24 protein-coding genes are annotated in these 24,627 nt (G+C 54.9%); 21 read left to right on the top strand and 3 right to left on the bottom strand.

The features are described 5' to 3' along the window. The first annotated feature begins 88 nt into the window (after positions 1–88). The 4 genes from mazG to queE all read left to right on the top strand — a co-directional run bounded on the left by mazG (position 89) and on the right by queE (position 4,954). Complete coding sequence (mazG, locus tag ACYAC5_RS15200) at positions 89–880, top strand: nucleoside triphosphate pyrophosphohydrolase (protein ID WP_462061969.1); 792 nt, start codon at positions 89–91, stop codon at positions 878–880. A gap of 241 nt (positions 881–1,121) precedes the next feature. Further along, the gene (pyrG, locus tag ACYAC5_RS15195) at positions 1,122–2,759 is read left to right on the top strand and encodes a glutamine hydrolyzing CTP synthase (RefSeq protein WP_309833526.1); all 1,638 of its coding nucleotides are present in this window, start codon (positions 1,122–1,124) and stop codon (positions 2,757–2,759) included. 75 nt (positions 2,760–2,834) lie between these two features. After that, positions 2,835–4,133: a phosphopyruvate hydratase gene (gene eno, locus ACYAC5_RS15190; protein WP_101762594.1), complete on the top strand. Its 1,299-nt coding sequence runs from the start codon at positions 2,835–2,837 to the stop codon at positions 4,131–4,133. A 149-nt stretch (positions 4,134–4,282) separates the two neighbouring features. Then, positions 4,283–4,954, top strand: a complete 672-nt coding sequence (queE, locus tag ACYAC5_RS15185; RefSeq protein ID WP_110868307.1) for a 7-carboxy-7-deazaguanine synthase QueE — start codon at positions 4,283–4,285, stop codon at positions 4,952–4,954. Positions 4,955–5,008: 54 nt separating this feature from the next. Here the strand turns inward: queE and queD are convergent, their stop codons facing one another. Continuing rightward, positions 5,009–5,368, bottom strand: a complete 360-nt coding sequence (queD, locus tag ACYAC5_RS15180) for a 6-carboxytetrahydropterin synthase QueD (protein ID WP_167391191.1) — start codon at positions 5,366–5,368, stop codon at positions 5,009–5,011. Positions 5,369–5,665: 297 nt separating this feature from the next. On the opposite strand from queD, the gene cysJ reads away from it, so the two are divergent. From cysJ to ACYAC5_RS15165, 3 genes are read left to right on the top strand one after another with little or no spacing between them, the layout of a single operon-like run. Next, a complete protein-coding gene (cysJ, locus tag ACYAC5_RS15175; protein ID WP_280172011.1) occupies positions 5,666–7,468 on the top strand; it encodes an NADPH-dependent assimilatory sulfite reductase flavoprotein subunit in 1,803 nt (600 codons plus the stop codon). Next, positions 7,468–9,192, top strand: a complete 1,725-nt coding sequence (gene cysI, locus ACYAC5_RS15170; RefSeq protein WP_462061968.1) for an assimilatory sulfite reductase (NADPH) hemoprotein subunit — start codon at positions 7,468–7,470, stop codon at positions 9,190–9,192. The genes cysJ and cysI overlap by 1 nt, the downstream gene beginning before the upstream one ends. After that, a complete protein-coding gene (locus ACYAC5_RS15165) occupies positions 9,189–9,923 on the top strand; it encodes a phosphoadenylyl-sulfate reductase (RefSeq protein ID WP_192236506.1) in 735 nt (244 codons plus the stop codon). Before cysI ends, ACYAC5_RS15165 begins: the two co-directional genes overlap by 4 nt. A gap of 264 nt (positions 9,924–10,187) precedes the next feature. On the opposite strand, the gene ACYAC5_RS15160 is transcribed toward ACYAC5_RS15165, so the two are convergent. Next, on the bottom strand, positions 10,188–10,472 hold the full coding sequence (locus ACYAC5_RS15160; RefSeq protein WP_222234647.1) for a YciI family protein: 285 nt from the start codon (positions 10,470–10,472) through the stop codon (positions 10,188–10,190). 9 nt (positions 10,473–10,481) lie between these two features. Then, on the bottom strand, positions 10,482–11,504 hold the full coding sequence (locus ACYAC5_RS15155) for an aminopeptidase (protein ID WP_462061967.1): 1,023 nt from the start codon (positions 11,502–11,504) through the stop codon (positions 10,482–10,484). 248 nt (positions 11,505–11,752) lie between these two features. Here ACYAC5_RS15155 and cysG point away from each other — a divergent pair, with 248 nt between their 5' ends. From cysG to ACYAC5_RS15085, 14 genes are all read left to right on the top strand, one after another. After that, a complete protein-coding gene (gene cysG / locus ACYAC5_RS15150; protein WP_280172008.1) occupies positions 11,753–13,168 on the top strand; it encodes a siroheme synthase CysG in 1,416 nt (471 codons plus the stop codon). Between the two features lie 9 nt (positions 13,169–13,177). After that, on the top strand, positions 13,178–14,086 hold the full coding sequence (gene cysD / locus ACYAC5_RS15145) for a sulfate adenylyltransferase subunit CysD (RefSeq protein WP_007893231.1): 909 nt from the start codon (positions 13,178–13,180) through the stop codon (positions 14,084–14,086). A 10-nt stretch (positions 14,087–14,096) separates the two neighbouring features. Then, positions 14,097–15,524 (top strand): sulfate adenylyltransferase subunit CysN, encoded by a 1,428-nt coding sequence (gene cysN, locus ACYAC5_RS15140; protein ID WP_280172007.1) that lies wholly within the window; start codon positions 14,097–14,099, stop codon positions 15,522–15,524. Further along, entirely contained in the window at positions 15,524–16,129 is a 606-nt protein-coding gene (gene cysC, locus ACYAC5_RS15135; protein ID WP_008104549.1) for an adenylyl-sulfate kinase, read from the top strand. Before cysN ends, cysC begins: the two co-directional genes overlap by 1 nt. 55 nt (positions 16,130–16,184) lie before the next feature. Beyond that, the gene (locus ACYAC5_RS15130) at positions 16,185–16,505 is read left to right on the top strand and encodes a DUF3561 family protein (protein ID WP_101762603.1); all 321 of its coding nucleotides are present in this window, start codon (positions 16,185–16,187) and stop codon (positions 16,503–16,505) included. 171 nt (positions 16,506–16,676) lie between these two features. Beyond that, a complete protein-coding gene (ftsB, locus tag ACYAC5_RS15125) occupies positions 16,677–16,994 on the top strand; it encodes a cell division protein FtsB (protein ID WP_101762604.1) in 318 nt (105 codons plus the stop codon). A 3-nt stretch (positions 16,995–16,997) separates the two neighbouring features. Continuing rightward, positions 16,998–17,714, top strand: a complete 717-nt coding sequence (ispD, locus tag ACYAC5_RS15120) for a 2-C-methyl-D-erythritol 4-phosphate cytidylyltransferase (protein WP_137386339.1) — start codon at positions 16,998–17,000, stop codon at positions 17,712–17,714. Beyond that, positions 17,714–18,196: a 2-C-methyl-D-erythritol 2,4-cyclodiphosphate synthase gene (gene ispF / locus ACYAC5_RS15115; protein WP_061719965.1), complete on the top strand. Its 483-nt coding sequence runs from the start codon at positions 17,714–17,716 to the stop codon at positions 18,194–18,196. Before ispD ends, ispF begins: the two co-directional genes overlap by 1 nt. Further along, positions 18,193–19,236, top strand: coding sequence for a tRNA pseudouridine(13) synthase TruD (gene truD, locus ACYAC5_RS15110; RefSeq protein ID WP_110868316.1), 1,044 nt, complete (start codon positions 18,193–18,195; stop codon positions 19,234–19,236). Before ispF ends, truD begins: the two co-directional genes overlap by 4 nt. Beyond that, positions 19,217–19,978 (top strand): 5'/3'-nucleotidase SurE, encoded by a 762-nt coding sequence (surE, locus tag ACYAC5_RS15105; RefSeq protein ID WP_309833546.1) that lies wholly within the window; start codon positions 19,217–19,219, stop codon positions 19,976–19,978. The genes truD and surE overlap by 20 nt, the downstream gene beginning before the upstream one ends. Next, positions 19,972–20,598 carry a protein-L-isoaspartate(D-aspartate) O-methyltransferase gene (locus tag ACYAC5_RS15100; protein WP_008104533.1) on the top strand — a complete coding sequence of 209 codons (627 nt, stop codon included), beginning with the start codon at positions 19,972–19,974 and terminating at the stop codon, positions 20,596–20,598. Before surE ends, ACYAC5_RS15100 begins: the two co-directional genes overlap by 7 nt. Positions 20,599–20,770: 172 nt before the next feature. After that, positions 20,771–21,886, top strand: a complete 1,116-nt coding sequence (nlpD, locus tag ACYAC5_RS15095; protein ID WP_309833548.1) for a murein hydrolase activator NlpD — start codon at positions 20,771–20,773, stop codon at positions 21,884–21,886. A gap of 48 nt (positions 21,887–21,934) precedes the next feature. Then, entirely contained in the window at positions 21,935–22,933 is a 999-nt protein-coding gene (rpoS, locus tag ACYAC5_RS15090) for an RNA polymerase sigma factor RpoS (RefSeq protein ID WP_007893257.1), read from the top strand. A gap of 371 nt (positions 22,934–23,304) precedes the next feature. Next, positions 23,305–24,612: an MFS transporter gene (locus ACYAC5_RS15085; protein WP_192411992.1), complete on the top strand. Its 1,308-nt coding sequence runs from the start codon at positions 23,305–23,307 to the stop codon at positions 24,610–24,612. Positions 24,613–24,627 lie beyond the last annotated feature (15 nt).

Here is a 24,627-nt window from a genome sequence, read left to right as displayed (position 1 = left end):
CGACCTTCCCCCGTTCGCGGGGGAAGGAGACGCTGCCGTATGTGTAACCGGCGCAGTCTCTCCCAAAATTTTCCCAAAGGATCCTTTCATGACGCCCTTAAATCGCCTGCTCACCATCATGCAAACCTTGCGCGACCCGGAGCGCGGCTGCCCGTGGGATCGTCAGCAAACCTTCGCCTCGATCGCGCCTTACACGCTGGAAGAAACCTACGAAGTGATCGATGCCATCCAGCGTGAAGATTTTGCCGATCTGCGCGGTGAACTTGGCGATCTGCTGTTTCAGGTGGTGTTCTACGCGCAGATGGCCGATGAGCAGCAGCGCTTTAATTTCGATGACATCTGCAACACTATCAGCGACAAACTTGAGCGCCGTCATCCGCACATTTTTGGCGATGTTCAGGCTGCAACCAGCGAAGAAGTGCTGAAAAACTGGGAAGCCATCAAGCACAGCGAACGCGCGGAAAAATCGCAGCACTCGGCGCTGGACGATATTCCTAAAGCGCTGCCGGCATTGATGCGCGCGCACAAAATTCAGAAGCGTTGCAGCTCGGTGGGCTTCGACTGGAACAATCTCGGCCCGGTGCTGGATAAAGTGCATGAAGAGATCGATGAAGTGATGCACGAAGCGCAGCAAGCGGTGGTGGATAACGCCAGGCTGGAAGAGGAAATCGGTGATTTGCTGTTCGCGACCGTCAATTTGTCGCGCCATTTAGGCAGCAAAGCGGAAGTCGCGTTGCAAAAAGCCAACGATAAATTTGAGCGCCGCTTCCGTGAAGTTGAAGCCATCATCGCCTCACAAGGGTTAGCCATGAGCGATGCGACCCTGGATCAAATGGAAGCCGCCTGGCAGCAGGTGAAAGTGAGCGAGAACAAACAGTAAGCGAATCTGGCGATTATTCCAGCGCTGCGTATAAATTCGCCGCTTGAGCTTACTCGATTCAGCCTTGCGGCGACTTTGTGACGTACATCAACATTTCGCACCATGCTATCCGCTATGTTACCGGCTTACCTGTGGAGGACGATGGTGTGATTCATCAATTGTGGCTTAAGACGACTTCAAGTATACTATTTTCCCGTCTTGGTTATTCCACCGTCTTTAAACCTAAACTCTCAGGTTCAGCATGACAACGAATTATATTTTTGTGACCGGCGGGGTTGTTTCCTCTCTGGGCAAAGGCATTGCCGCAGCCTCCCTCGCAGCCATCCTTGAAGCACGTGGTCTGAATGTGACCATCATGAAACTCGATCCGTACATCAACGTCGATCCGGGTACCATGAGCCCAACGCAGCACGGTGAAGTATTTGTTACCGATGATGGGGCCGAAACCGATCTGGATTTAGGTCACTACGAGCGCTTCATCCGCACTAAAATGTCGCGCCGTAACAACTTTACTACCGGTCGTATCTACTCAGAAGTGCTGCGCAAAGAGCGTCGCGGTGACTATCTGGGCGCCACGATTCAGGTTATTCCACACATCACCAACGCCATCAAAGAACGCATTATTGAAGGCGGCGAAGGTCATGACGTGGTTCTGGTCGAGATCGGCGGTACCGTGGGTGATATCGAATCTCTGCCGTTCCTCGAAGCGATTCGCCAGATGGCGGTCGATGTCGGTCGTGAACACACCATGTACATGCACCTGACGCTGGTGCCGTATATGGCGGCCGCAGGCGAAGTGAAAACCAAGCCAACCCAGCATTCAGTGAAAGAGCTGCTGTCGATCGGGATTCAGCCAGACGTGCTGATCTGCCGTTCTGACCGCGCGGTGCCAGCGAACGAACGCGCTAAAATCGCGCTGTTCTGTAACGTGCCAGAAAAAGCGGTTATTTCCCTGAAAGATGTGGATTCCATCTACAAGATTCCAGGCATGCTGAAATCGCAAGGTCTGGATGATTACATCTGCAAGCGTTTCAATCTGAACGCGCCGGAAGCGAACCTGGCCGAATGGGAACAGGTTATTTACGAAGAAGCCAATCCGGGCGGCGAAGTGACCATCGGTATGGTCGGCAAATATGTCGAACTGCCGGATGCGTACAAGTCAGTGATTGAGGCCTTGAAACACGGTGGCCTGAAAAATCGCGTTACCGTGAATATCAAATTGATCGACTCGCAGGATGTTGAAACGCGCGGTGTCGAATTACTGAAAGATCTGGATGCTATTCTGATCCCTGGCGGCTTCGGCTACCGCGGTGTGGAAGGCAAAATGATGACGGCGCAATACGCCCGTGAGAACAACGTGCCTTACCTGGGAATTTGCCTGGGCATGCAGGTTGCGCTGATGGAATTCGCCCGCAACGTTGCCGGTATGGAAGGCGCGAACTCTACGGAATTTGTGCCAGACTGTAAGTATCCGGTGGTTGCGCTTATCACCGAATGGCGTGACGAAGAGGGCAACGTTGAACAGCGTACTGAGCAGAGCGATCTGGGCGGCACCATGCGTCTGGGCAGCCAGCAGTGCCAGTTGACGCCGGAAAGCAAAGTGCGTCAGTTGTACGGTTCTGAAATCATTACCGAACGCCACCGTCATCGTTACGAAGTAAACAATATGTTGCTGAAGCCGATTGAAGCGGCGGGTCTGCATATTGCCGGTCGTTCTGGCGACGATCAGCTGGTTGAGATCATTGAGATCCCGAACCACCCGTGGTTTGTTGCCTGTCAGTTCCACCCGGAATTCACGTCGACCCCACGCGATGGTCATCCGCTGTTCACTGGCTTTGTGAAAGCCGCGCAGGAACACCAGAAGCGTTTAGCGAAGTAAGTTTCACGAACAACGCGCGAACTTTTCGCGCGTTGTTTGTCTTAGGATTGACTAACTTGTACTGAGGAAAATCGAATGTCCAAAATCGTAAAAGTCATCGGTCGCGAAATCATCGACTCCCGTGGCAACCCAACTGTAGAAGCAGAAGTGCATCTGGAAGGCGGTTTCGTTGGTCTGGCTGCTGCGCCATCAGGTGCATCAACCGGTTCTCGCGAAGCTCTGGAGCTGCGTGACGGTGACAAATCTCGTTTCCTGGGCAAAGGCGTAACCAAAGCGGTTGCGGCTGTTAACGGTCCAATCGCTAACGCGGTAACCGGTAAAGATGCCAAAGACCAGGCGAACATCGATAAGATCATGATCGAGCTGGACGGTACTGAGAACAAATCTAACTTCGGTGCTAACGCCATTCTGGCGGTTTCACTGGCTGCTGCTAAAGCTGCTGCTGCCTCTAAAGGCCTGCCGCTGTACGCACACATCGCTGAACTGAACGGCACCCCAGGCAAATACTCTATGCCGCTGCCAATGATGAACATCATCAACGGTGGTGAGCACGCCGACAACAACGTCGACATCCAGGAATTCATGATTCAGCCGGTTGGCGCGCCAACCCTGAAAGAAGCGATTCGCATGGGTTCTGAAGTCTTCCATCACCTGGCAAAAGTGCTGAAGTCTAAAGGCATGAGCACTGCAGTTGGTGACGAAGGTGGCTACGCGCCAAACCTGGGTTCTAACGCCGAAGCGCTGGCTGTTATCGCTGAAGCGGTAAAAGCAGCAGGTTACGAACTGGGCAAAGACATCACCCTGGCGATGGACTGCGCAGCATCTGAATTCTACAAAGACGGCAAATATGTGCTGGCTGGCGAAGGCAACAAAGCCTTCTCTTCAGAAGAGTTCACCCACTTCCTGGAAGACCTGACCAAACAGTACCCAATCGTTTCTATCGAAGACGGTCTGGATGAATCTGACTGGACTGGTTTCGCCTACCAGACCAAAGTGCTGGGCGACAAAATCCAGCTGGTGGGTGACGATCTGTTCGTAACCAACACCAAGATCCTGAAAGAAGGTATCGATAAAGGCATCGCTAACTCCATCCTGATCAAATTCAACCAGATCGGTTCACTGACCGAAACTCTGGCTGCAATCAAGATGGCGAAAGATGCGGGTTATACCGCGGTGATTTCACACCGTTCAGGTGAAACCGAAGATGCAACCATCGCTGACCTGGCGGTAGGTACGGCGGCTGGCCAGATCAAAACCGGTTCTATGAGCCGTTCTGACCGTGTTGCTAAGTACAACCAGCTGATTCGTATCGAAGAAGCGCTGGGCAGCAAAGCACCGTTCAACGGTCTGAAAGAAGTTAAAGGCCAGGCGTAATCGCCTGAGTATGCTGCCTGCGGGCAGCATCGTCTGAATGAAGCCCCGCCTTGTGCGGGGCTTTTGCTTTTATTTGGCACGAAGCAGCTGTGACCTGGCGCATAAGATCTGCCATAATCTGCGCCTCAAATTTTAGACGTGAGTAAATAATGTTCTACCCGATTAACGAAATGTTCCAGACGCTGCAGGGCGAAGGTTTTTACACCGGTGTTCCGGCGCTGTTCATCCGCTTACAAGGATGTCCGGTGGGCTGTAGCTGGTGTGATACCAAACATACCTGGGAAAAGCGGGCGGATCGGGAGACCTCGCTGGGTGATATTCTGGTCAAAACCGTGGAAAGCGATGCGTGGGGCAGCGCCGATGCGGCCATGTTGATCGACACCATCCAACGTCAGGGCTGGACCGCACGTCATGTGGTGATCACCGGCGGCGAACCGGCGATTTTTGATCTGCGCCCTTTGACGGAACAATTAGAAGCGGCGGGTTTTGCCTGCCAGATCGAAACCAGCGGCACGCACGACGTTCAGTGTTCCGACGCAACATGGGTGACGGTTTCACCCAAGGTGAACATGCGCGGTGGCTATGATGTTTTGCCGCAGGCACTGCAGCGTGCCGATGAGATTAAACATCCGGTGGCGCGTGAGCGTGATGTGGAAGCGTTAGATGCGTTGCTGGCAGGATTACACGACGATAAAAAGCGCATTGTGGCGCTGCAACCGATCAGCCGGGGTGATGCGGCAACGAAACTCTGTATTGAAACCTGTATCGCCCGCAACTGGCGGCTTTCGATGCAGACGCACAAATACCTGAATATTGCCTGAGTTCTAAGGTCGCCATGTATGGCGACCTCACTCACGGTTACGGCTTCACTGACCTCAACCGCGATAAACGCAGCCAGCGGTGCAGGTCTCTTTAATCATTACCGCACTCAATTCCGGCAGAATCGGCTTCATCTGATCCCAAATCCATTTCGCCAGCACTTCACTGGTAGGATTCTCCAGGCCCGGAATGTCATTCAGATAGTGATGATCGAGGCGTTCATACAGCGGCTTAAACTTCGCCTTCAGTTCGGCAAAATCCATCACCCAACCGGTATGCGCATCCACTTCGCCGGTAATTTCTAATCGAACCAGGAATGAATGGCCGTGCAAACGCCCACATTTATGGCCTTCCGGCACGTGAGGTAAGCGGTGGGCAGATTCAAACTGGAACTCTTTAAATAACGTGGTAGACATAATGGCTCTCAGACTTAAAAACCGCTGAAGTCTACCTGAATTGCAGATTTTTCGCACCCGCTGGCAAAGAAAAGGGCATTTTGCGCCATGCCGACAGCAAAACGCCTAATTAACTCATTGAATCATATCGCCTTCATTTACCACTTTTGCTGGTTAACTTTACCCGAAAAACCACTTAGTCATTTTGGTTATTTAATATGTCGAAGGCGTATTTAATCGTTAATATACAGCCCGGTAACCTACGCACTCTTTCGCAACATATTGATCCGGACTTCTGACACTGGAATTTTTAACGCAATGACGACTCAGGCACCAGGTTCACTGCTTCCGTTATCACCGGAGCAACTCGCGCGCTTACAGGCGGCGACCACGGATTTCAACACCACTCAGATGGCCTGGCTCTCCGGCTATTTCTGGGGCATGGTCAATCAGACGCCGGGTGCGGCTGCCGCGCCAGCGCCTGTGCAAACAGAAACCCCGACCATTACGCTGATCTCCGCCTCGCAGACCGGTAACGCGCGTCGCCTGGCTGAGCAACTGCGTGATGACCTGCTGGCTGCCAAGCTGAGCGTCAATCTGGTTAACGCCGGCGATTATAAATTCAAGCAGATCGGTCAGGAAAAGCTGCTGGTGGTGGTGACTTCCACGCAAGGCGAGGGCGAGCCGCCGGAAGAGGCCGTGGCGCTGCATAAATTCCTGCTGTCGAAGAAAGCGCCGAAGTTCGCAGGCACAGCGTTTGCGGTGTTCGGTCTCGGCGATACCTCTTATGAGTTTTTCAGCAAAGCCGGTAAAGACTTTGATGAACGTCTGGCTGAGCTGGGTGCAGAACGTCTGCTGGATCGTGTGGATGCCGATGTTGAATACAAAGAGCAGGCGAACGCCTGGCGTCAGCAGATCACCGAGATTCTGAAAGCGCGTGTGCCGAGCGAATCGCCAGCACAGGCCGCCATCACCGCGGCGGGCAGCGTTAATCTGGTCGACAGCAGCCCGTACACCAAAGAAGAGCCGCTGGTGGCCAGCCTGGCGGCCAACCAGAAGATCACCGGACGCGATTCGGATAAAGATGTGCGTCACATTGAGATCGACCTTGGCGATTCTGGCCTGCGCTATCAGCCGGGCGACGCACTCGGCGTGTGGTTTGAAAACGATGACGAGCTGGTGCAGGAACTGCTGCAGCTGGTGTGGCTGAAAGGTGACGAGCAGGTCGACGTGCAGGGCAAAACCCTGCCGCTGGCCGAGGCGCTGAAAACCCATTTCGAACTGACGGTCAACACGCCACAAATCGTCGAACAGTATGCCACGCTGTCCCGCAATGACGCGCTGCTGGCGCTGGCCGGTGATAAGCCGAAGCTGCAGAGTTATGCGCAGAGCTTCCCGATTGTCGATATGGTGCGTCAGGCACCGACCGAACTGAATGCCGAACAATTAACCGGCCTGCTGCGTCCGCTGACGCCGCGCCTCTACTCCATCGCCTCATCGCAGGCGGAGAACGAAACCGAAGTGCACATCACCGTAGGTGCGGTGCGCTTTGAAATCGACGGTCGTCAGCGCGGCGGCGGCGCCTCAACCTGGTTGGCGGATCGTATTGAGGAAGAAGGCGAAATTCGCGTCTTCATCGAGCACAACGATAACTTCCGTTTACCGGCTAACCCGGAAACGCCAGTGATCATGATTGGTCCGGGCACCGGCATCGCGCCGTTCCGCGCCTTTATGCAGCAGCGCGATAACGATGGCGCAGGCGGTAAAAACTGGCTGTTCTTCGGTAACCCGCATTTCACCGATGATTTCCTCTATCAGGTGGAGTGGCAGAAGTATGTCAAAGATGGCCTGCTGACCCATATTGATCTGGCATGGTCGCGCGATCAGGCCGAGAAGGTTTACGTACAAGATAAAATCCGCGCCAAAGGTGCGGAGGTGTGGAGCTGGTTACAGGAAGGCGCACACCTTTACGTCTGCGGCGACGCCAATCGTATGGCGAAAGACGTTGAGCAGGCATTACTGGATGTGGTGGTCGAACACGGCGGCATGGATCGTGAAACGGCTGACGAATTTTTAAGTGAGCTGCGCATTGAGCGCCGTTATCAGCGAGACGTTTACTAATGAGCGAAAAACATCCTGGACCGCTGGTCGTTGAAGGCAAGCTGGTCGACGCTGAGCGTCTGAAAAAACAGAGCAACTACCTGCGCGGCACCATCCTCGACGATCTCGACGATGGCCTGACCGGCGGCTTCACTGGCGACAACTTCCTGCTGATCCGTTTCCACGGTATGTACCAGCAGGATGACCGCGACATTCGTGCCGAGCGTGTAGCGCAGAAACTCGAACCGCGTCACGCTATGATGCTGCGTTGCCGTCTGCCGGGCGGCATCATCACGCCAACGCAGTGGCTGGCGATTGACAAATTCGCCACCGATAAAACCATTTATGGCAGCATCCGGTTGACCAACCGCCAGACCTTCCAGTTTCACGGCATTCTGAAGAAGAACGTCAAGCCGACGCACCAGATGCTGCACGAAGTCGGGCTGGATGCGCTGGCGACCGCCAACGACGTGAACCGTAACGTGCTGTGCACCTCGAATCCGGTGGAATCAGAGCTGCATCAGGAAGCGTACGAGTGGGCGAAAAAGCTGTCAGAGCATCTGCTACCGCAAACCCGCGCTTACGCGGAAATCTGGTGGGACAAAGAGAAGGTCGCCACCACCGATAAAGAGCCGATTCTTGGCGAAACCTATCTGCCGCGTAAATTCAAAACCACGGTGGTGGTGCCGCCGCATAACGATGTCGATCTGCATGCCAATGACCTGAACTTCATCGCCATCGCCGAGCAGGGCAAGCTGATTGGTTTTAACCTGCTGGTGGGCGGGGGCTTGTCGATCGATCACGGCAACAAAGCGACTTATGCGCGCACCGCAAGCGAATTCGGCTTTCTGCCGGTCGAGAAGATCCTCGACGTGGCGGCTGCGGTGGTCACCACGCAGCGCGATTGGGGGAATCGTACCGATCGTAAAAATGCCAAGACCAAATACACGCTGGAACGCGTCGGTGTTGAAACCTTCAAAGCGGAAGTGGAAAAGCGTGCCGGTCTGACCTTCGAACCGATTCGTCCGTATGCGTTCACCTCGCGCGGCGATCGCGTTGGCTGGGTGAAAGGCATCGATGAGAAATGGCACCTGACGCTGTACATTGAGAACGGCCGTCTGCTGGATTATCCTGGCCGTCCGCTGAAACGCGGCATCGCCGAAATTGCCAAAATCCATCAGGGCGATTTCCGTCTGACGGCTAACCAGAACCTGATTGTGGCTGGCGTGCCGGAGAAGCAAAAAGCGCAGATCGAAGCCATCGCCCGTGAACACGGTTTGATGGAAGCGGTCACGCCGCAGCGTGAGAACTCGATGGCGTGTGTGGCGTTCCCGACCTGTCCGCTGGCGATGGCCGAAGCCGAGCGCTTCCTGCCGTCGTTCGTGACCAAAGTGGAAGAGATCATGCATAAGCATGGTGTCGGCGAAGAGCACATAGTGTTACGCGTTACCGGTTGCCCAAATGGTTGTGGCCGTGCTTTGCTGGCGGAGTTGGGTCTGGTGGGCAAAGCGCCGGGCCGTTACAACTTACACATTGGCGGCAACCGCGAAGGTACGCGCATTCCACGCATGTACCGCGAGAACATCAACGAAGGCGAAATCCTCGCCAGCATTGATGAGCTGGTGGCGCGCTGGGCAACCGAGCGTCAGGCCAACGAAGGCTTCGGCGACTTCGTGATTCGCACCGGCATTATTAAAGCCGTGGTTGATCCCGCCCGTGATTTCTGGGACTCGGAGGCAGTATGACGGTACTCGATCTCGCAGCACTGAATGGTTCATCAAAAGTTGACCGCATCATGGCGCTGGCGGAAAGCAACGTGCAGCTGGAGAAACTCTCCGCTGAACAACGCGTGGGCTGGGCATTAGAACAGCTGCCAGGCGCATTTGTGCTGTCATCCAGCTTTGGTATTCAGGCGGCGGTTTTGCTGCATATGGTGACGCAGCAGAAGCCGGACATTCCGGTGATCCTGACCGATACCGGTTATCTGTTCCCGGAAACTTACCGCTTTATTGATGAGCTGACCGACAAGCTCAATCTCAACCTGCAAATCTTCAGTGCGGAGACCTCAGCGGCATGGCAGGAAGCGCGTTACGGCAAACTGTGGGAGCAGGGCGTCGAAGGGATTGAGCAGTATAACCAGATCAACAAAGTGGAACCGATGAACCGCGCGCTGGAAACGCTGGGCGCGCAAACCTGGTTTGCTGGCCTGCGCCGCGATCAGTCTGGCAGTCGCGCCAGTTTGCCGGTGCTGGCGGTGCAGCGCGGCGTGTTCAAGATTCTGCCGATCATTGATTGGGATAACCGTCAGGTGCATCAGTATCTGACCCAACACGGATTGAAATACCATCCGCTGTGGGATGAAGGTTATCTGTCAGTGGGCGATACGCATACCACCAAAAAGTGGGAACCGGGCATGGCAGAGGAAGAGACACGCTTCTTCGGCCTGAAGCGCGAGTGCGGGTTGCATGAAGGTTGATTGGTAGGTGCTCGTTGTTCCCCATCCTTGGTTTGTGCTCGCTTTCCCCCTCCTCGGTCCTCCCCCATGAATGGGGGAGGAAGATGCTGCCAGTTGGTGCTCGCTTTCCCCCTCCTCGGTCCTCCCCCATGAATGGGGGAGGAAGATGCTGCCATATGTGAGTTCTGAGAAGCTGCATGTGGCAGCGTCTCCTTCCCCCGCTTGCGGGGGAAGGCCGGGATGGGGGACAGCCAGCACAATCGAGTATGAGGACTGCCAGCACAATCAAACCCCCTGCAACCTCGCAAACTCTTCCGCCGCACGCGTCACATTCACTTTCGTCACTTCATAATGCGCCACCGCCACAAACGGATCTTCCGCCAGGATGGTATCTAATCGCGCACGATCAATATCCTTCACCAACAGCACGCCGCCGGTGCGTGGATCTTTGCGTCCCGCCGCGATAAACACGCCGTTAGCGAAATAGCGATCCAGCCAGCTAATGTGCGGTTCCAGTAACGCTTCCACTTCTTCTACCGGACGAAAATAGTTCAGATATACCACGTACATAGGGAATCCTCAGGTTGTCGGATTAGCAAGCTCGGTCAGCAGCGGCAGCAGAATCTTCACGCTGTCATGCGTGCGCTGGGTGATGCGGCCAGGCAGCCAGTGATCGAGGTAGTTGAGGTTATCGCGCTCGGTTTGATGGCGCACATTGCCTTCCGGGAAGTGGCTGGAACGCGCGCGCTGCTGCTGCCCATCTTTGTTGCCCAGCGTCCAGTTGGCGGCGGTGACATCCATCAGTGGCATGCCGGCTTTGTCGAACGGATTGACGCCAGGATAATCGCGTGCGGTCATCGCGTGGCTGGCGGCGGAGATACCGTAACGGTGCGCCAGCTGCACGGCACGCGTGCTGGTCTGTTTGCGCACTGCCGCTGGCGTATTCATGCCGCTATTAAAGTAGAGATGATCGCCGACAATCAGGCTATTCAGATCGATCACCAGCAGCGTGTTCTTCTTCTCCTGCGCGCTCATGCGCGCCAGATAATCATCCATGCCGTGCAAACCCGCTTCACCGGCGCTCAGCGCTACAAAGCGCACGCCGTAGTGCAGCGGCGTTTTGCTTAGCGCCTGCGCCAGCTCCAGCATCACGCCAAGCCCGGAGGCATTGTCATCCACGCCCTGCAAACGCAGGCCGCCGAGATTGTTATCGGCTTCATGGCGGCTGAGCGGCGTCCAGGTATCCAGATGCGTAACGATCAGGATCTCCTGCGGTACTTCACCGGCCCGCGCGGCAATCACCGACGTGGCCGTAACTTTGTGGGTGCGGCTCTCGCCCTTTTTCTCCAGCCAGCTATAGCTGGTTTTAAACTGGCGGGTATTACTCTGATATCCCAACTGGCTGAACTGCTGCTGCAGATAATCGGCAGTCAGCAACTCGGCGGGACTGCCGCTCATGCGGCCGGGGAAATAGGTGGCGATATGGCGAAGCTGCTGTTCGGCAAAATGCCCTGGCGCGCTGTTGCTCGCAGCCTGAACAAAGAAAGGCAAACCGCCCGCGAGCAGTGCAGCCAGCACAGTGCGGCGGAGAGTGGCAAACATAGTTAGCGTCCTTTTCTGACATCCGGTCATGCTAAAAAAATTCCGACTTAGTATGAAACTGTGACGACGCTTGCACAATTTGATTTGCACCGAAACACCAGCAATATCATTTGTTAAGCACAAAATGTTATCAGCAATCCTGGGTCGTTATTCCATTCGGTAACTACTCATTCCAATTCGTAATTTCATCTGCTGGAAGGCCGGGACGTATAGTCGCGTTAACTTAATGTAAAACTAGCAAGGTTAACGTGGATTATCTGCCTCTCTTTGCCGATCTCAAAAGCCGTCCGGTGCTGGTTGTCGGCGGTGGCGACATCGCGGCGCGCAAAATAGAACTGCTGCGGCGTGCCGGTGCGCGCGTGCTGGTCGCCGCGCGCGAACTCGGTCATGAGCTGCAGGCGCTGCTGGAAATTGAGGCGATTGAATGGATCGCTGAACGCTTTGATCCGGCGCAGCTGGATGGCGTGTTCCTCGTGATTGCCGCTACCGATGACAACGCGCTTAACGCGCATGTGTTCGATGCCGCCAATGCGCGCCACAAGCTGGTGAACGTGGTGGACGATCAGCCGAAGTGCAGCTTTATCTTCCCGTCGATTGTCGATCGTTCACCGCTGGTGGTGGCGATCTCCTCCAGTGGCACCGCGCCGGTGTTGGCGCGTCTGCTGCGTGAAAAAATTGAAGCGTTACTGCCGGCCAATCTCGGACAGATGGCGGAAGTGGCTGGGCAGTGGCGCGACAAGGTGAAGCAGCGCTATCACCGCATGTCTGACCGCCGTCGCTTCTGGGAGCGCGCCTTTAACGGTCTGTTCGCCAGCCAGATGGCGGCGGGTAACGTCCATGAAGCGCGGCGCACGCTGGATCACGAACTGGAAAACGATAGCGACAATCAGGGCGAAATTACGCTGGTAGGCGCCGGTCCAGGCGACAGCGGTTTGCTGACGTTGCGTGGCTTGCAGGTGATGCAGCTGGCCGATGTGGTGCTGTATGACCATCTGGTCAGCGACGAAGTGCTTGAGCTGGTGCGGCGCGATGCCGACCGCATCTGCGTCGGTAAACGCGCTGGTGCGCATTCGGTGCCGCAGGAAGAGACCAATCAGATGCTGGTGACGCTGGCGCAACAGGGTAAACGCGTAGTGCGCCTGAAAGGCGGCGATCCGTTTATTTTTGGCCGCGGTGGCGAAGAGCTGCAGGCGGCGCAGGCCGCGGGCATTCCGTTCCAGGTGGTGCCGGGCATCACCGCTGCAGCAGGCGCAACCGCCTATGCCGGTATTCCACTGACCCATCGCGACCACGCGCAGAGCGTGCTGTTTATTACCGGTCACTGTCGCGCGGATGGCGACGGCATTGATTGGCCGTCGCTGGCGCGCGCACGTCAAACCTTAGCGATTTATATGGGCACGGTGAAAGCGGCGGAAATCGCTGCCGGGCTTATCGAACATGGCCGCGCCGCCTCCACGCCGGTGGCGGTGATTGGGCGCGGCACGCGTCAGGATCAGCAGGTGCTGACCGGCACATTGGATCAACTGGAGGCGCTGGCTGCGGCCGCGCCCACGCCAGCACTGTTAGTGATTGGCGAAGTCGTAAATTTGCACGGGCAATTGGCCTGGTTCCAACATTCGGCACAGCAGGGGGCTCGCGAGTCCGCCGTTGTCAATTTGGCTTGAGGAAAAATTATGGACCAAAATCGACTTACTCATCTGCGCCAGCTGGAGGCAGAGAGTATCCATATCATCCGCGAGGTGGCGGCCGAGTTCAGCAATCCGGTGATGATGTACTCCATCGGTAAAGACTCCTCGGTAATGCTGCATCTGGCGCGTAAAGCCTTCTATCCGGGCACGCTGCCGTTTCCGCTGCTGCATGTTGATACCGGCTGGAAATTCCGTGAAATGTACGAGTTCCGCGATCGCACCGTGAAAGCGATGGGCGCTGAGCTGCTGGTGCATCGCAACCCGGAAGGCGTGGCGATGGGCATCAACCCATTCGTGCACGGCAGCGCCAAGCACACCGACATCATGAAAACCGAAGGCCTGAAGCAGGCGCTGAACAAATACGGTTTTGATGCGGCATTTGGCGGCGCACGTCGTGATGAAGAGAAGTCGCGCGCGAAAGAGCGTATCTACTCCTTCCGCGATCGCTTCCACCGCTGGGACCCGAAAAACCAGCGTCCTGAGCTGTGGCACAACTACAACGGCCAGATTAACAAAGGCGAAAGCATCCGCGTGTTCCCGCTCTCCAACTGGACCGAGCTGGATATCTGGCAGTACATCTTCCTCGAGAATATCGAGATCGTGCCGCTCTACCTCGCCGCACCGCGTCCGGTGCTGGAGCGTGATGGCATGCTGATGATGATCGATGACGACCGTATCGATCTGCAGCCAGGTGAAGTGATCAAGCAGCGCATGGTGCGTTTCCGTACGCTCGGCTGCTGGCCGTTGACCGGCGCGGTGGAATCAGAGGCGCAGACGCTGCCGGAAATTATTGAAGAGATGCTGGTCTCCACCACCAGTGAACGCCAGGGACGCGTGATTGACCGCGACCAGGCCGGTTCGATGGAAATGAAGAAACGTCAGGGTTATTTCTAAGGAGACGCAGATGAATACCGTTATTGCACAACAGATTGCCGATCAGGGCGGCGTAGAAGCCTGGCTGACCGCGCAACAACATAAAAGCCTGCTGCGTTTCCTGACCTGCGGTAGCGTCGACGACGGCAAAAGTACGCTGATTGGTCGCCTGCTGCACGACACGCGTCAAATTTATGAAGACCAGCTCTCCTCGCTGCACAACGACAGCAAACGTCACGGGACGCAGGGTGAGAAGCTGGATCTCGCGTTACTGGTTGATGGCTTGCAGGCCGAGCGCGAGCAGGGCATCACCATTGATGTGGCGTATCGCTATTTCTCCACTGAGAAGCGCAAATTTATTATTGCCGACACGCCGGGACACGAGCAGTACACCCGCAACATGGCGACCGGTGCATCGACCTGCGATTTGGCGATCCTGCTGATCGATGCGCGTAAAGGCGTGCTGGATCAGACGCGTCGTCACAGCTTTATCTCCACGCTGCTGGGCATCAAGCATCTGGTGGTCGCCATCAACAAGATGGATCTGGTGGAGTACAAGCAAGAGACCTTCGAGCAGATCAAACAGGATTACCTCGATTTCGCCGCGCAGCTGCCGGAAGACCTTGATATTCGCTTTGTGCCGATGTCGGCGCTGGAAGGCGATAACGTGGCAACGCCCAGCGTCACCATGCCGTGGTACAGCGGCCCAACGCTGCTCGACGTATTAGAAACCGTTGAATTGAACCGCGTGGTGGATCATCAGCCAATGCGTTTCCCGGTGCAGTATGTGAACCGTCCTAACCTCGATTTCCGTGGTTATGCCGGTACGCTGGCTTCGGGCGTTGTCAACGTCGGTCAGCGCGTGAAAGTGCTGCCATCGGGCGTGGAATCGACCATCTCGCGCATCGTCACCTTCGATGGCGACCTGCCTGAAGCGGGTGCCGGTGAAGCGATTACGCTGGTGCTGAAAGATGAGATCGACATCAGTCGTGGCGATCTGCTGGTGGATGCGGAAGCCGAGCTGCAAGCGGTGCAATCCGCCACCATTGACGTAGTGTGGATGGCGGAACAACCGCTGCAGCCGGGCCAAAGTTACGAAGTGAAGATCGCCGGTAAGAAAACCCGCGCGCGCGTCGAGAAAGTGATCCATCAGGTGGAGATCAACTCGCTGGAGAAGCGCACCGTGGAAAGCCTGCCGCTTAACGGGATCGGCCTGGTCGAACTGACCTTTGACGAACCGATGGTGCTGGACGCGTATCGCCAGAATCCGGTGACTGGCGGCATGATCTTTATCGATCGTCTGAGCAACGTGACGGTTGGCGCGGGCATGATTAATCAGCCGCTGACCGATGTGCGTACGCAATCAGGTCAGTTCAGCGATTTCGAGCTGGAGCTGAACGCGCTGGTGCGTCGTCACTTCCCACACTGGAACGCGCGCGATCTGCTGGGTGGCAAGTAATGGCGCAACACGATGAAAACGTGGTGTGGCACGATCATCCGGTAACGCGCGAGGAGCGCGAACAGCAGCACGGCCATCAAGGCGTGGTGCTGTGGTTCACCGGGCTTTCCGGTTCGGGGAAATCCACCGTAGCCGGCGCGCTGGAGCAGGCGCTGCATCGGGCCGGTGTGAACACCTATCTGCTGGATGGCGACAACGTGCGTCACGGTTTGTGCCGTGACCTCGGCTTTAGCGATGACGATCGTAAAGAGAACATTCGTCGCGTCGGCGAAGTGGCGAAACTGATGGTCGATGCCGGTTTAGTGGTGCTGACCGCATTTATCTCGCCACATCGCGCGGAACGCAACATGGTGCGCGATCTGCTGGCTGAAGGGCAGTTTATCGAAGTGTTTGTCGATACGCCGTTGGCCGTGTGCGAAGCGCGCGATCCCAAAGGTTTGTACAAAAAAGCCCGAGCCGGTGAGCTGCGTAATTTCACCGGTATCGATAGCGTTTACGAGGCGCCAGACGCCCCGGAAATCCACCTTGATGGCGAACAATTGGTTACAAAACTCGCCGGCCAATTGTTAGACCTGCTGCGTCACCGCGATATCATCAGATCCTGAACCGACAGCGGCAAATCCCTTTGGGTTTGCCGCGCTTAGCGTCAACAGGATCTCTATGCAGAACGTAACGCCCATGCTAGCCCGTAAAGATGAACGCACCCCGGATGAGTCTCGCTCATCACTGCCGGGCGGCGTGTTTGGCTTTCTCTCGTACTGGTGCGCACTGGCGATTCCGTTCATGCTCTACGGCTCCAACACGCTGTTCTTCTTCCTCTACACCTGGCCATTCTTCCTCGCGCTGCTGCCGGTTTCGGTACTGATTGGCATCGTGCTCAGCCTGATGATCCGCACTCACTTATTCTGGAGCGGGATCGCCACGGCGATTGTGGTGGTGTGCTTGTTCTGGCTGCTGTTCTCATTTCTCTCCGGTTGGTAACGCCCAGCTGATGTGCAAACGCATCGGCAGGTTACAAAACTTTACCTGCCGTCTCGCCTCCCACTCTGGCATTATTTGCACGGCTAAACGCCCGTGCGCGGCATTTTCGCCGTCGCAGTGGAGTCCAGCGTCAAGTTATGGGATGATTGGGACGTTTTTCAGGGGGCGGGGATGGGAAAACTAACGTTACTGCTACTCGTGCTGCTGGGATGGCTTCAATATTCCCTGTGGCTGGGTAAGAACGGTATTCATGACTATACGCGCGTCAACGAAGACGTCGCGACACAACAGGCGAATAACGCCAAGCTTAAAGCGCGTAACGATCAGCTATTCGCCGAAATTGACGATCTCAATGGCGGCTCTGAAGCGATCGAAGAACGCGCACGTAATGAACTGGGCATGATTAAGCCCGGTGAGACTTTCTATCGTCTGGTGCCAGACCAGAACAAACGTAACGCGCAACAAGCTGCGCAAAATCAACAACGATAAGCCATGAACAAGCGCCCGATCCTTGCGGATGTGATTGCCGTGGTGCCCGCCGCAGGTGTGGGCAGCCGAATGCAGGCTGCCTGCCCAAAACAGTATCTGACCATTGGTCAATTCACCCTTCTTGAACACAGCGTCGCACGTCTGCTGGCACATCCTGCGGTAAAACAGGTAATTGTGCCGGTCAGCAATGACGATGGCTGGTTCGATTCACTACCGCTGGCGCAGGATTCCCGTATTCTCCGCGTGACCGGTGGCGACACGCGCGCCGAATCAGTGCTGGCGGGCTTAAACGCCATTCACCACAGCGAATGGGTGCTGGTGCATGACGCTGCGCGTCCTTGCCTGCATCCGGACGATTTAGCACGTCTACTGGCGGTACGTGAGTACAGCAAGGTTGGCGGAATTCTGGCGGCGCCGGTGCGCGACACCATGAAACGCGCCGAACCGGGCAAAACCGCCATCGCCCACACCGTTGAACGCGAAGATTTATGGCACGCGTTAACGCCGCAATTTTTCCCGCATCAACTGCTCACCGCTTGCCTGACGCGCGCACTCCATGAAGGCGCTACCATTACCGATGAAGCGTCGGCGCTGGAGTATTGCGGTTATCACCCGGAATTGGTGAGTGGACGCAGCGACAATATTAAGGTGACGCGGCCAGAAGATCTGGCGCTGGCGGCCTTCTATCTTACCCAGATTCAGTTACAGGAGAGCGCATGATGCGTATCGGTCACGGTTTTGACGTTCACGCTTTTGGCGGCGAAGGTCCGTTAGTGATTGGTGGGGTGCGTATTCCCTTCGAACACGGTTTTATTGCCCATTCTGATGGTGATGTGGCGCTGCATGCGTTGACGGATGCCTTGCTCGGCGCGGTGGCAATGGGCGATATCGGCAAGTTGTTCCCGGATACCGATCCGGCGTTTAAAGGCGCTGACAGCCGCGGTTTGCTGCGCGAAGCCTGGCGTCGGATTCAGCTGAAAGGCTATCGCATCGGTAACGTTGATGTGACCATCATTGCGCAGGCACCGAAAATGTTGCCGCATGTGCCGCAGATGCGCGTCAATATCGCCGAAGATCTCGGTTGCCATATGGATGACGTCAACGTCAAAGCCACCACCACCGAAAAGCTGGGCTTTACCGGGCGTGGCGAAGGCATTGCCTGTGAAGCGGTTGCGCTGCTGATAAAGGCCGATCAGGCATGAGTGAACTGCATTACCTGCACGGCGTGCCGACTGCCACCGGCGTCATCAAAGCCAATCCCGAAGATTTCGTGGTGATTGAAGATCTTGGCTATCCCTACGATGGCGAAGGTGAACAGCTGTTGGTGCGCATCCGCAAAATTGGCTGCAATACGCGCTTTGTCGCTGAAGCCATCGCCAAATTTCTCGGCGTGCCGGTGCGCGACCTTAGCTATGCCGGCATGAAAGATCGTCATGCCGTCACCGAGCAAACGCTCTGTTTCCGCGTACCGGGCAATGGCATGCCGAATCTGGCCGGATTCCAGCTGGAGGGCGTTGAAATCCTGCAGGTGATTCGCCACAAACGCAAACTGCGTACCGGCGCGCTGGCGGGCAATGCGTTCCGCTTAGTGGTGCGTCAGATCTCCGATCGCCGTGAAGTCGACGCACGTTTACAGCAGATTCAACAGCGCGGCGTGCCGAACTACTTTGGTGAGCAGCGCTTTGGTCGTGGCGGCAACAACCTGACGCAGGCGAAACAGTGGGCGAAAGAGACATTCCGTCCGCGCGATCGCAATATGAAAGGTTTGCTGTTGTCAGCGACCCGCAGCCATCTGTTTAATCAGGTGACCAGCGCGCGTTTGCAGCGTGATGGCGCACTGGATGTGGTGCAGGTGGGCGATGCGGTACAGCTGGCCGGTCGCGGCAGCTGGTTCGTGGCGCAGGCGGAAGAATTGCCTGACGTGCAGCAGCGCATCGATAATCATCAACTGCGCATCACTGCGCCGCTGCCGGGTCGCGGTGATGCGGGTCCGCAAGGCGACGCGCTGCTTTTTGAGCAGCAAAGCCTGGCAGGCGCAGAAGAATTGATTACACTGCTTGAGCGCGAGCGGGTTGATGCCGCGCGTCGTGCAATGCTGGTGGTGCCAAAGGATCTGCGCTGGGAATGGTGGGACGATGTGACGCTGGAGATGCAGTTCTGGCTGCCCGCCGGCAGTTTTGCCACCAGCGTGGTGCGTGAGCTTCTCCAACAAGAAGGTAACGATGCGGATATTGCTGAGTAACGATGATGGAATCCATGCGCCGGGTATTCAGACGCTGGCGCGTGCTTTACGTGAGTTTGCCGAGGTGCAGGTTGTCGCGCCCGATCGCAATCGTAGCGGCGCATCAAACTCGCTCACGCTGGAGACGCCGCTGCGTACCTTTACACATGAAAACGGCGATATCGCGTTGCAGATGGGCACGCCGACCGACTGCGTGTTCCTCGGCGTGAACAAGCTGATGCAGCCGCGTCCCGATATCGTAGTGTCCGGCATCAACGCCGGTCCCAACCTTGGCGACGATGTGATTTACTCCGGTACCGTCGCTGCGGCAATGGAAGGGCGCCATCTTGGCTTGCCTGCGCTCGCTGTTTCACTCAATGGACATCAGCATTACGACACCGCCGCATCCATCACCTGTACGCTGTTACGTGCGCTGTCGCGCGCTCCGCTGCGTACCGGCCGTATTCTCAATATCAACGTGCCTGATTTGCCGTTAGCGGAGATCAAAGGTTTCCGCGTGACCCGCTGCGGCAGCCGCCATCCCGCCGATCAGGTTATCTGCACCGAAGACCCGCGCGGCCAGCCGCTTTACTGGATTGGCCCGCCGGGGCAAAAGCTGGATGCAGGCCCGGATACCGATTTCGCTGCGGTGGATGCGGGCTACGTTTCGTTGACCGCGCTGCATGTGGATTTGACCGCGCATGCGGCACAAGAAGTATTGAGTGACTGGCTGATCCAGGCAGAGGTAAAACTCGCATGGTGAATCGCCGCATCGAAACGCTTTTGGAGCAGCTGCGCGCGCAGGGCATTCATGATGAACACCTGCTGAAAGCCATTGCCGATGTGCCTCGTGAGCGTTTTATCGATGAGGCGTTTGAGCATAAAGCGTGGGAAAACGTTGCGCTGCCGATTGGCAACGGCCAGACCATCTCTCAGCCTTACATGGTGGCGCGCATGACCGCCTTGTTAGAGCTCACGCCGGAATCGCGCGTGCTGGAAATCGGCACCGGCTCTGGCTATCAGACCGCGATTCTGGCGCATCTGGTTAATCATGTTTATTCCGTCGAACGCATCAAGGGCTTGCAGTGGCAGGCTAAGCGTCGCCTCAAGCAACTCGATCTGCACAATATCTCTACCCGGCATGGCGATGGCTGGCAGGGCTGGGCGACGCGCGGTCCGTTTGATGCCATTATCGTGACCGCCGCACCGCCTGAAATTCCGACTTTGCTGATAGCGCAATTAGGTGACGGCGGCAAAATGGTGCTGCCGGTTGGCGAGGATCAGCAGGTGTTGAAGCGTTTGCGTCGTCAGGGCGATGAATTGATTGAAGAAATCATCGAACCTGTGCGCTTTGTGCCGTTGGTTCAGGGCGATCTGGCCTAGGACATCATTACGCAATTCTTCACAACTGTTACATGGCACGGCACAGTTGATATTGTTACTATCCTTGTTTATCAATGCTAAAAACCGTTTTTAACGTTACGCGCAGTGGATAATGCGGTTAACGCCGTTACACATTTATATTCAGGGTTGCCATCACGGGGGATCAGTGAGCATGGGAAGCACAGCATTTCAATTACGCCGTTTGGCGGCACTTTCTTTGGTAGGTTTTTGGCTGGCGGGCTGTAGTTCTGGCGATAATACACAGGCACCCATTAGCCAGATTGGTGGCAATAGCGGCGATAGCGGTATGGCTTCAGCCCCAGTCGGCGGCATGATCTCTTCGCAAAACAGCGCTGTGCCCGCGATGCCACGTGGCGGAATGTTAAGCGGCGGCACACCATCGGCACAACCGTCAGGTGGAATGGTAAGTGACAATAACAATGTAGCCACGGAAAATGGTCGCATTGTGTACAATCGCAATTATGGGAATATTCCTAAAGGTAGCTACGGTGGTGAAACCTATACCGTAAAACGTGGCGATACCCTGTTCTACATTGCCTGGATTACCGGCAACGATTTTCGCGATCTGGCACAGCGTAACAATATTGCAGCCCCGTATGGCTTGAACGCCGGGCAAACGCTGCAGGTTGGTAATGGTAACGGCCAGACCATTACCGGTGGAAACGCGATTACTGCCGCCGATGCAACGCAGGGCGGCGTGCCAGTTACACCGAGCCAGACGCAAATTAAATCCACCCCTGTTGCACAGCAACCTGTTATTACGTATTCTGATGATTCGGGTAATTCGTCGGGTAGCAAATTGCTGCCGTCGAAAGGAGCAAATAATGTGGCAACGACCACAGCTCCGGTTGTCGCACCACCTACAGTCAGCAGCACGACTAATAGCACAACTCCAGTGGGAAGCTGGCGTTGGCCGACTGATGGGAAGATCATCGATAACTTCTCCGCTGCGGAAGGCGGAAATAAAGGGGTCGATATCGCCGGTTCGCGTGGACAACCTGTTGTCGCCACAGCTTCGGGAAGAGTGGTGTACGCAGGCAACGCGCTCCGTGGGTACGGTAATTTAATCATCATCAAACACAATGATGACTACCTGAGCGCCTACGCCCATAACGACTCTATGCTGGTCCGGGAACAACAGGAAGTTAAGGCGGGGCAAAAAATCGCTACCATGGGTAGCACCGGTACCAGTTCAGTACGATTGCACTTTGAAATTCGTTACAAGGGGAAATCCGTAAACCCGTTGCGTTATTTACCGCAGCGATAATCCGGCAGAACCTTGGTTCTGCCCTTGGATCACGGGTAGGAGCCGCTAATGAACCAGAATACGCTGAAAGTTAACGATTTACATGAAGATGCGGAATTCGAGGAAAACAACGGAGCTGAGGTTTTTGATGAGAAGGCTCTCGTTGAGAACGAACCTGGTGATAACAACGACGTAGCGGAAGAAGAGCTGTTGTCACAGGGTGCGACGCAACGCGTTTTGGATGCGACGCAGCTTTACCTCGGAGAGATTGGTTATTCACCGCTGCTGACGGCAGAAGAAGAAGTCTTCTTTGCGCGCCGTGCACTGCGGGGTGACATTCCATCTCGCCGCCGCATGATTGAAAGTAACTTACGTTTGGTAGTAAAGATTGCCCGTCGTTATAGCAATCGTGGTCTGGCGCTGCTGGATCTGATTGAAGAGGGTAATCTCGGCTTGATTCGCGCCGTAGAGAAGTTTGACCCAGAACGTGGGTTCCGTTTCTCAACTTACGCCACGTGGTGGATTCGTCAGACAATTGAACGGGCGATTATGAATCAAACCCGTACCATCCGTCTGCCAATCCACATCGTTAAAGAGTTAAATGTTTACCTGCGTACCGCGCGTGAACTTTCGCACAAGCTTGATCATGAGCCAAGTGCTGAAGAGATTGCCGAGCAGCTAGACAAGCCTGTTGATGACGTGAGCCGTATGCTGCGTCTCAATGAGCGCATTACCTCGGTCGATACACCTTTGGGTGGCGATTCCGAAAAAGCGCTGCTGGATATCCTGGCCGATGAGAAAGACAACGGTCCGGAAGACACCACGCAAGACGATGATATGAAACAGAGCATCGTTAAGTGGTTGTTTGAACTGAATGCCAAGCAGCGTGAAGTGCTGGCGCGTCGTTTCGGCCTGTTAGGCTACGAAGCGGCAACGCTTGAAGATGTCGGTCGTGAAATCGGGTTGACCCGTGAACGCGTACGTCAGATTCAGGTGGAAGGACTACGTCGTCTGCGTGAGATTCTGCAGACGCAAGGTTTGAACATCGAAGCACTGTTTCGTGAATAACAGAATACGTGGTTAATACAAGAAGCGGTGGTGAAAACCACCGCTTTTTTATTGGTTAAAATAAACAGACAGCACTTTGTTAATTCATCGAAGTAAAATCTTTTAACGCTATCACTTAAATCCTCACCTAAATAGATAAACGTAAACTAAATCTATTAGATGTTAATTAAACATCTAATAAATGCTCAATTTATCTTGCTCTCATTTAGAGAATTGTAATGCTGCGCACGACTTTCTTTGCAATTTTGCCTTATTTCCTTTCTCCGTGTCACTCTGATAAAAGTTTTTAACACGGTGCTATGCCATTTTCTTGCTCGCTGTATCACCAGGATATTCAAGCAATGAATAACTAAAAGGGAGTGAGAAGAACAATGCGTGTGCAAAGCAGCAGTACAAAGTCACAATACTCCAGAGTGGTTTTTGGGATGCCAATATCTCTGCTATGGGGATATATTGCGATGGCCATCTTCATGACCGGCGATGGCATCGAACTGGCTCATCTCTCCCGATATCTCTACGATCTCGGCTATGGAGAAAAACAAGTTTCATTAGTTTTCACCGTTTATGCGTTAACGGCAGCAGTTTCAAGTTGGCTTTCCGGTGCCGTCAGTGAAATTTATGGTCCGAAGAAAATTATGCTCACCGGCGCTATTTGGTGGATGGTGTTACATGCCGTATTTGTTTATTTTGGCGTAAGTGAAAATAACTTTACCTTGATGTTGGTGAGTTATACGTTGCGCGGCTTCGCTTATCCGCTGTTTTTTTATGGATTCTATGTATTAGTGGTGCAGCGCACGCCTGAGCATCGACTTGCCTCCGCAACCGGCTGGATATGGTCGATGTTTACCATTGGTTATGGCATTACAGCTTCCTTCCTCTCCGGCCTTCTGGTGCCTGAAATTGGGTTCATCAATACGCTTTGGCTTTCACTGCTGTTTGCTGCGGTGGGCGGTGTAATTATATTGCTCATGGTAAAAAATAAGAATGAACATAATCTAAATAGTGACGGCGTCAGTCACAAAGAAAAATTACGCGAAATATCGCGTGGAATAACCTTGATCTTCGAAGACCGCAGTATGTTCTTTGCGCTGATAACACGCATCTTATGTAATGTGGCATTATTTGGCCTGCCGGTATTTATGCCGATCTATTTCACCCGTGAATTAGGATTTTCTACTAAAGAGTGGGCGACTATCTGGGGCGTATTTTTCCTGGTTCAACCAATAACCAATGTGCTTTGGGGCATTATTGGCGATCGTATTGGCTGGATTTTTCAGATGCGCTGGTTTGGTTTCTTCGGATGCACGATTACCACTGCCGCTTTCTATTTTTTACCCTCATTTTTCCCAGGTAATCTGGCGTTAGCCATTGTCTGCGCGCTGTTATTAGCCTTAACGCTCACCTCCTTTGTGCCAATGGGGGCAATTTTCCCGATGCTGGCGCCGCAGCATAAAGGCGCTGCGGTTTCGGTGCAAAATCTGGGGGGTGGTTTCGGTAATCTAATTGGTCCGGCGGTTGCCGCACTAATGTTCGGCCTGTCATTTGAAATCAAGCACGTGATTATTACTTTCTCCGTTCTCTATTTTGCTGGCGGCGTCATGACATTCTTTATTCGTGATCCCCAACCAAAAATAGAGCGTAACGCTCCTTTCAAGACCACGGCCAGCGAATCCGAATAAATACCCTCAATGAAA

The sequence above is a fragment of the Pantoea sp. y20 genome, assembly GCF_054903455.1.
Note: the sequence above shows the minus strand (reverse complement) of the source record. Positions and strands in the feature narration are given on the sequence as shown.

What these genes read in the sequence shown, in the direction of transcription:
- mazG (WP_462061969.1), top strand. Translation starts at nt 89, where the DNA reads ATGACGCCCTTAAATCGCCTGCTCACCATCATGCAAACCTTGCGCGAC.
- pyrG (WP_309833526.1), top strand. Translation starts at nt 1,122, where the DNA reads ATGACAACGAATTATATTTTTGTGACCGGCGGGGTTGTTTCCTCTCTG.
- eno (WP_101762594.1), top strand. Translation starts at nt 2,835, where the DNA reads ATGTCCAAAATCGTAAAAGTCATCGGTCGCGAAATCATCGACTCCCGT.
- queE (WP_110868307.1), top strand. Translation starts at nt 4,283, where the DNA reads ATGTTCTACCCGATTAACGAAATGTTCCAGACGCTGCAGGGCGAAGGT.
- queD (WP_167391191.1), bottom strand. Translation starts at nt 5,368, where the DNA reads ATGTCTACCACGTTATTTAAAGAGTTCCAGTTTGAATCTGCCCACCGC.
- cysJ (WP_280172011.1), top strand. Translation starts at nt 5,666, where the DNA reads ATGACGACTCAGGCACCAGGTTCACTGCTTCCGTTATCACCGGAGCAA.
- cysI (WP_462061968.1), top strand. Translation starts at nt 7,468, where the DNA reads ATGAGCGAAAAACATCCTGGACCGCTGGTCGTTGAAGGCAAGCTGGTC.
- ACYAC5_RS15165 (WP_192236506.1), top strand. Translation starts at nt 9,189, where the DNA reads ATGACGGTACTCGATCTCGCAGCACTGAATGGTTCATCAAAAGTTGAC.
- ACYAC5_RS15160 (WP_222234647.1), bottom strand. Translation starts at nt 10,472, where the DNA reads ATGTACGTGGTATATCTGAACTATTTTCGTCCGGTAGAAGAAGTGGAA.
- ACYAC5_RS15155 (WP_462061967.1), bottom strand. Translation starts at nt 11,504, where the DNA reads ATGTTTGCCACTCTCCGCCGCACTGTGCTGGCTGCACTGCTCGCGGGC.
- cysD (WP_007893231.1), top strand. Translation starts at nt 13,178, where the DNA reads ATGGACCAAAATCGACTTACTCATCTGCGCCAGCTGGAGGCAGAGAGT.
- cysN (WP_280172007.1), top strand. Translation starts at nt 14,097, where the DNA reads ATGAATACCGTTATTGCACAACAGATTGCCGATCAGGGCGGCGTAGAA.
- cysC (WP_008104549.1), top strand. Translation starts at nt 15,524, where the DNA reads ATGGCGCAACACGATGAAAACGTGGTGTGGCACGATCATCCGGTAACG.
- ACYAC5_RS15130 (WP_101762603.1), top strand. Translation starts at nt 16,185, where the DNA reads ATGCAGAACGTAACGCCCATGCTAGCCCGTAAAGATGAACGCACCCCG.
- ftsB (WP_101762604.1), top strand. Translation starts at nt 16,677, where the DNA reads ATGGGAAAACTAACGTTACTGCTACTCGTGCTGCTGGGATGGCTTCAA.
- ispD (WP_137386339.1), top strand. Translation starts at nt 16,998, where the DNA reads ATGAACAAGCGCCCGATCCTTGCGGATGTGATTGCCGTGGTGCCCGCC.
- ispF (WP_061719965.1), top strand. Translation starts at nt 17,714, where the DNA reads ATGCGTATCGGTCACGGTTTTGACGTTCACGCTTTTGGCGGCGAAGGT.
- truD (WP_110868316.1), top strand. Translation starts at nt 18,193, where the DNA reads ATGAGTGAACTGCATTACCTGCACGGCGTGCCGACTGCCACCGGCGTC.
- surE (WP_309833546.1), top strand. Translation starts at nt 19,217, where the DNA reads ATGCGGATATTGCTGAGTAACGATGATGGAATCCATGCGCCGGGTATT.
- ACYAC5_RS15100 (WP_008104533.1), top strand. Translation starts at nt 19,972, where the DNA reads ATGGTGAATCGCCGCATCGAAACGCTTTTGGAGCAGCTGCGCGCGCAG.
- nlpD (WP_309833548.1), top strand. Translation starts at nt 20,771, where the DNA reads ATGGGAAGCACAGCATTTCAATTACGCCGTTTGGCGGCACTTTCTTTG.
- rpoS (WP_007893257.1), top strand. Translation starts at nt 21,935, where the DNA reads ATGAACCAGAATACGCTGAAAGTTAACGATTTACATGAAGATGCGGAA.
- ACYAC5_RS15085 (WP_192411992.1), top strand. Translation starts at nt 23,305, where the DNA reads ATGCGTGTGCAAAGCAGCAGTACAAAGTCACAATACTCCAGAGTGGTT.